Origin of the sequence: Frankia sp. AiPs1, from assembly GCF_023716945.1 — a bacterium.
In the GTDB taxonomy this organism is placed as follows: domain Bacteria; phylum Actinomycetota; class Actinomycetes; order Frankiales; family Frankiaceae; genus Frankia.
In genome coordinates this window covers 1-5,784 of the sequence record NZ_JAMQQF010000373.1, presented here as the reverse complement: position 1 = coordinate 5,784, position 5,784 = coordinate 1, and the positions used below count along the sequence as shown (strand labels likewise).

Annotated in this window: 5 protein-coding genes; all 5 read left to right on the top strand. The window is 72.0% G+C overall.

Annotation, left to right across the window (positions count from 1 at the left end; genetic code table 11):
• Window positions 1–345: alpha/beta hydrolase (locus ND748_RS23230; protein WP_251748083.1), on the top strand; the 345-nt coding region annotated here is incomplete at its 5' end.
• Between the two features lie 47 nt (window positions 346–392).
• Entirely contained in the window at window positions 393–1,565 is a 1,173-nt protein-coding gene (locus tag ND748_RS23225) for an LLM class flavin-dependent oxidoreductase (protein ID WP_251748082.1), read from the top strand.
• Window positions 1,562–2,824, top strand: a complete 1,263-nt coding sequence (locus tag ND748_RS23220; protein WP_251748081.1) for an acyl-CoA dehydrogenase family protein — start codon at window positions 1,562–1,564, stop codon at window positions 2,822–2,824. The genes ND748_RS23225 and ND748_RS23220 overlap by 4 nt, the downstream gene beginning before the upstream one ends.
• 98 nt (window positions 2,825–2,922) lie before the next feature.
• Window positions 2,923–4,605, top strand: a complete 1,683-nt coding sequence (locus tag ND748_RS23215) for an ABC transporter substrate-binding protein (protein WP_251748080.1) — start codon at window positions 2,923–2,925, stop codon at window positions 4,603–4,605.
• 70 nt (window positions 4,606–4,675) lie between these two features.
• Entirely contained in the window at window positions 4,676–5,626 is a 951-nt protein-coding gene (locus ND748_RS23210; RefSeq protein WP_251748079.1) for an ABC transporter permease, read from the top strand.
• The last annotated feature ends 158 nt before the right edge of the window (window positions 5,627–5,784 follow it).

Genomic DNA, 5,784 nt, shown 5'->3' with positions numbered 1-5,784 from the left:
CGCACGGGCTGCCCGACCCACCAGGCCCGGCTCAGCGCCGACCCGCACCTGCGCCGCGGGGGCCTGGACACACCCGTGCCGCCGGCCTGGCTGGCCGACGGCGACCTGGGCCGGGTGAACCTGCCGGTGCTGGGCCTGCACGGCACGGCGGACCTGGTCAGCCCGCTCGGCCAGGCGCGCGCCCGCTACGCGGCGGCGCCCCGGGCCGAGCTGGTCACCATCGACGGGGGCAGGCACGACGCCCTCAACGACGCCACCCACCGCACCGCCGCCGCCGCGGTCGTGCTCTTCCTCGAACGCCTGCGGCTGGGCAGCGAGCTGCCCGCCATCGCGCACTGGTCGTGACCTGCCCCCACCGGCCCCGTGCCTGACCGCCTTCCCGGAGGACCCTGATGCCCGTCGAGTTCATCAGCGCGATCAATACCAACGAGTCCAACGAGCTCAACCGGCTCGGGCGGACCGACATCGACCTGCCGTTCTTCAAGCGGTACGCGCGGGCGCTGGACGAGGGCGGTTTCGACTACACCCTCGTCGCCTACGCCTCGTCGTTCCACGACCCGTTCACCCTGGCCGCCGCGATCACCCAGCACACCGAGCGGGTCAGGCCGATCGTGGCGCTGCGGCCCAACACGATGTACCCGACGGTCGCCGCCAAGCAGCTCGCCACGCTGGACCAGCTCAGCGGCGGCCGGGCCGTCGTGCACTTCATCGCCGGTGGCGACGACCGCGAGCAGGCCCGCGAGGGTGACCGGCTGAGCAAGACCGAGCGTTACGCCCGGCAGTCGGAGTACATCGACATCCTGCGCAGGGTGTGGAGCTCGACGACCCCGTTCGACCACGCCGGGACCTACTACTCGTTCGAGGACTTCGTCTCGCTGGTCCGACCGGTCAACGGCACCATCCCGGTGTCGGTGGGCGGCTCCTCGGCCGAGGCATACCAGGTCGGCGGCGCCAAGGGCGACATCTTCGGGCTGTGGGGCGAGCCGCTGGCCGACACCCGCCAGCAGATCGACGCGGTGCGCGAGCAGGCCCGCCTCGCCGGGCGCAGCGACTCGCCGCGGATCTGGGTCACCTTCCGGCCGATCATCGCCCCGACCGAGGAGCTCGCCTGGGAGAAGGCGCACCGCATCCTCGGCGTTCTGCAGGGAAGCGGCGGGATCGTGCACAAGGGCTTCCGGGTGGGCGGCAACGCCACCCCGGCCAACGTCGGCTCCCAGCGGCTGCTGGCCGCCGCCGCCCGCGGTGAGGTGCACGACCGCGCGCTGTGGACCGCCCCCGCCCAGGCGACCAACGCCGCCGGCGCGTCGACGGCCCTGGTCGGGACGCCGGAGACGGTCGCCGCGGCGATCCTCGACTACGTCGACCTCGGCGCCGAGCTCATCTCGATCCGCGGCTACGACAACTTCAACGACGTCGTCGACTACGGCCGCTACGTCCTGCCGCTGGTGCGCCAGGAGCTGGCCCACCGGGAGGCGACGGGCCGGCGCGGCGAGGTCGTACCACTCGACGCGGGCCTCGCCCAGCCGGAGCTCGTCGGCGCGGCCGGGGCGCGGGTGGCGTCATGACCGCCCCGTCCGAAGTGATCACGCCGTCGGCCGCCGAGGCCGTGGCGGCGGGGGAGACCGTGCCGGCGGGAGCGGCCGCGGCCGCGACGCCGCTGCCCGAGGTCGACATCTCCGACGAGGCGCTGGCCCGGGTCGGCGCCCAGCTCGCCGCCACCGCCGAGGAATACGACCGGTCGGGGGACTTCCCCTGGAAGGGCGTGCAGGCCGTGCACGACGCCGGCCTGCTGCGCCTGGGCATCGACGCGCGCTACGGCGGGCGGCCGCTGAGCCCGACCGACAGCATCCGGGTCTTCGAGGCCCTGGGCAAGGGCGACCCGTCGGTGGCGCTGGTCTCCGCGATGACCGTCTTCCAGCACGTGTTGCAGGCCCGTGACCCGTTCTGGCCCGACGAGCTCTACCGCAAGGTCGTCGCCGACTCGCTGGAGCGACCGGTGCTGCTCAACGCGATCCGCGCCGAACCGGAACTCGGCGCCCCGGCCCGCGGCGGCCTGCCGGCGACGAAGATCCGGCGCACCGCCGACGGCTGGGTGATCAACGGACACAAGGGTTTCGCGACCAGCTCCGAGGGGCTGAGCTACCACCTGGTCTGGGTCGCCACCGAAGAGGACGACCCGCTGCTCGGACACGTGATCATCCCCGCCGGCTCGCCCGGTATCGAAATCGTCCGCACCTGGGACCATTTCGGGCTGCGGGCCAGCAGCACCCACGACGTGATCTACCGTGACGTCGAGGTGCCCGCCGAGAACTTCCACGGGCTGACCGCCTCCGCCCAGAATCCGGACGCCGGGTTCGCCGCCGTCGGGATCGGGGCGACCGCCCTCTACATCGGGGTGGCCCGCGCCGCGCAGGAGTTCTTCCTGCGGTTCGCCCACGAGCGGGTCCCCACGGCGCTGGGCCGGCCGATCGCCACGACCGAACGGATTCAGACGGTCGCCGGGGAGATCGAGGCGCAGATCGTCGCCGCCGAGGAGATCGCCTTCGGGGTGGCCCGCCGCTTCGAGGATGGCGCGCCGCAGGCGGTGGAACGCTCCATCCTCGCCAAGCCGCTCATCGCCCGGGCGGCGATCACCGCCGTGCAGACCGCGGTCGCCGCCATCGGCAACCCCGGCCTGACCCGGCGCAACCCGCTCGAACGCCACCTGCGCGACGTCCACTGCGTCCGGGTCCACCCGCCGCAGGAGGACACCGCGCTGCTCATCGCGGGCCGGCGCGTCCTCGCCGCCGCGGCGCCCGTCACCGCGGCGCCCGCCGCCGGCTAGCGCCGCCGCGTCCCACCGTCCCACCGTCCCACCGTCCCACCCGCCTCATTCATCCCGTCCGCACGTCGCGGAACGTCACAAGGGGGAGCACCATCACCATGTCCACGTCGCACCGTCATCGAACGACGCGACGGCTTGCCGCCACAGCCGTCTCCGTCCTCGCGGCCGTCTCCCTCGCGGCCTGCGGGAGCGGCGGCTCCTCCGGCTCTGGCGCCGGCTCCGGGACCTCCGCGGCCGGTGGCGCCCAGGACGGCAAGCCCGTTCCCGGCGGGCGCCTGAAGATCGCCTTCTGGTCGGACTTCCAGTCCTGCATCGACCCGAACCAGGTGTACTGGATCGAGTCCCGCAGCGTCGACCGCAACGTCGCCGACTCGCTGACCGACCAGGACCCGAAGACCGGCAAGATCGTCCCCTGGCTCGCCACGAGCTGGACGGTGAACCCCGACGCCACCTCGTACACGTTCAACCTGCGCAAGGACGTGACGTTCAGCGACGGGACGAAGTTCGACGCGACCGCGGTCAAGACGGCCTACGACGGGCTGCACGACCTCGGCGCCAAGTCGACGCTCGGCGTCACCTACCTGGCCGGCTACAAGGCGACCACCGTCGTCGACCCGTACACCGTCAAGGTCGACTTCGCCACCCCCAACGCCGCCTTCCTGCAGGCGACCTCCACGACGACGACGGCCATCCTGTCGCCGGCGACGTACAAGGAGACGCCCGAGGCGCGCTGCGCCGGCAAGATCATCGGCTCGGGTGAGTTCACTCTCGACAGCTACTCGGCCGGCAAGTCGGTCAAGCTCACCAAGCGGACCGGCTACGCCTGGCCCAGCTCGCTGATCGCCAACAAGGGGGACGCCTACCTCGACGGCATCGACGTCAGCTACATCGGCGAGGACAGCGTCCGGGTGGGCAGCCTGACCAACGGCACGATTGACATCGCCTGGCCGCGCCAGCCGATCACCTCCGCCGACCAGCAGGTCATCAAGGCCTCCGGTGCCACCATCGAGACCCGTGCCCTGCCCGGCATCAGCGGGGTGCTGTTCCCGAACGTCTCCGCCGGGCGGCCGCTGGCCGACCTGCAGGTGCGCAAGGCCCTGTACAAGGCGCTGGACCTGAGCAGCTACGCCAAGACCGTCTACTGGGACGGTTACCCGGTGGCCAAGAGCCCGCTGACCTCGACCACGCCGTACGTGGCGGACGAGTCGGCCAAGCTCGCCCACGACCCCGCCGGGGCGGGCAAGCTGCTCGACGCCGCGGGTTGGAAGCTGGGCTCCGACGGCTTCCGGCAGAAGGACGGCAAGAAGCTGACGCTGACCTACATCAACACCGCGCCGAGCCCCGGTGACCAGCTCGTCCAGGACCAGCTCAAGAAGGTCGGCATCGACTTCCAGATCAAGATCCTCACCGCGGCGCAGCTCACCCCGACCGGCAACGCCGGCAGCTACGACCTCTCGCCCGGCTACCTGACCCGGGCGGACCCGAGCGTGCTCGGCTCGTCGGCCGACCAGGCCGTGTCCAAGCAGTACACGGCCAAGTTCTCCCAGGACCCCGCGACCGCGACCAAGGTCAGCGAGCTGTTCGCCAAGGGGCTGTCCACCGCCGACCCCGACAAGCGCGGCGCCGCCTACCAGGACCTGCAGGACTACCTGATCGACAACGGGGTCGCCTTCCCGCTCTACGACCGGCTGCAGACCGCCGGCGTCTCGGCCAAGGTGCACGGCTTCGCCTGGACCTCCGAGAGCTTCCTGCGCGCCAACGACATCTGGCTCGCCAAGTAGGTCACCCCGCACCCAGGACCGGAACCACCACCGTGGGACCGGAACCCGCCACCGTAGGACCGGTACCCACATGCCCCGTTATCTCGCCGGTAGGGTCGCCCAGGCACTCCTCGTGCTCTGGGCGGCCTACACCGTCACCTTCGTCATCCTGAACGTCCTGCCCAGCGACCCGATCAGCCTGCAGCTCGAGGCGAGCGGCTCCGACATCAGCCAGCTCACCGCGGCGCAGGTGCACGACCTCAAGGCGCACTACGGCCTCGACGACCCGCTCCTCGTGCAGTACTTCCACCACCTGTGGGGGGCGCTGCACCTCGACTTCGGGATGTCGCTGACGCAGAACGTCTCGGCGGGCTCGCTCATCACCGACCGGCTGCCCTCGACGCTCCTGCTCAGCGCCGCCGCGGTCGTGATCATGATGGTGCTGGGCACCTCCATCGCCTTCCTCGCCACCTACGTCCAGTGGCGCCCGGCGCGGATGCTGCTGGCCCGGCTGCCCGCCGTCGGCGTCTCGCTGCCGCAGTTCTTCGTCGGGCTGCTGCTCATCCAGGTCTTCTCGTTCTCGCTGACCTGGCTGCCCGCGACCGGCACCCACGGCTGGCGCTCCCTGGTCCTGCCGGCGATCACGCTGGCCCTGCCGGGCTCCGCGATGCTCGCCCAACTGCTCACCCGCAGCCTCAGCGACACCTGGCGTGAGCCCTACATCGTCACCGCCCGCGCCAAGGGCCTGTCCCGCTGGACGATCCAGGTCCGCCACGCGCTGCGCAACGCCTCGCTGCCGGCGTTGACCCTGCTCGGCGTCGTCGTCGCGTACACCGTGGTCAACTCGGTCGTCGTCGAGGTGGTGTTCTCCCGCAACGGCATCGGCCAGCTCGCGCAGCAGGCGGTGCTCAGCCAGGACGTGCCCGTCGTCCAGGCCATCGTCCTGATCGCGGCGGCGCTGTTCGTCGCGGTCAGCCTGCTCGTCGACCTGCTCTACTCGCTGCTCGACCCGCGCGTCGCCCGCGCGGGTCGGGCGGCCTGAGGGGGACCGCACCGATGCCCGACAAGATCCTCTCCTTGCACACCGACCTCGTCGCGCCGCCGGAGCAGCGCGCCGCCGTCGCCCGCGCCGCCGGGTCGGCACCGGTCGGACCACCGGTCCTCACCCCGGCCGGGGTCGCCCAGCCCGGCCCCACCCGG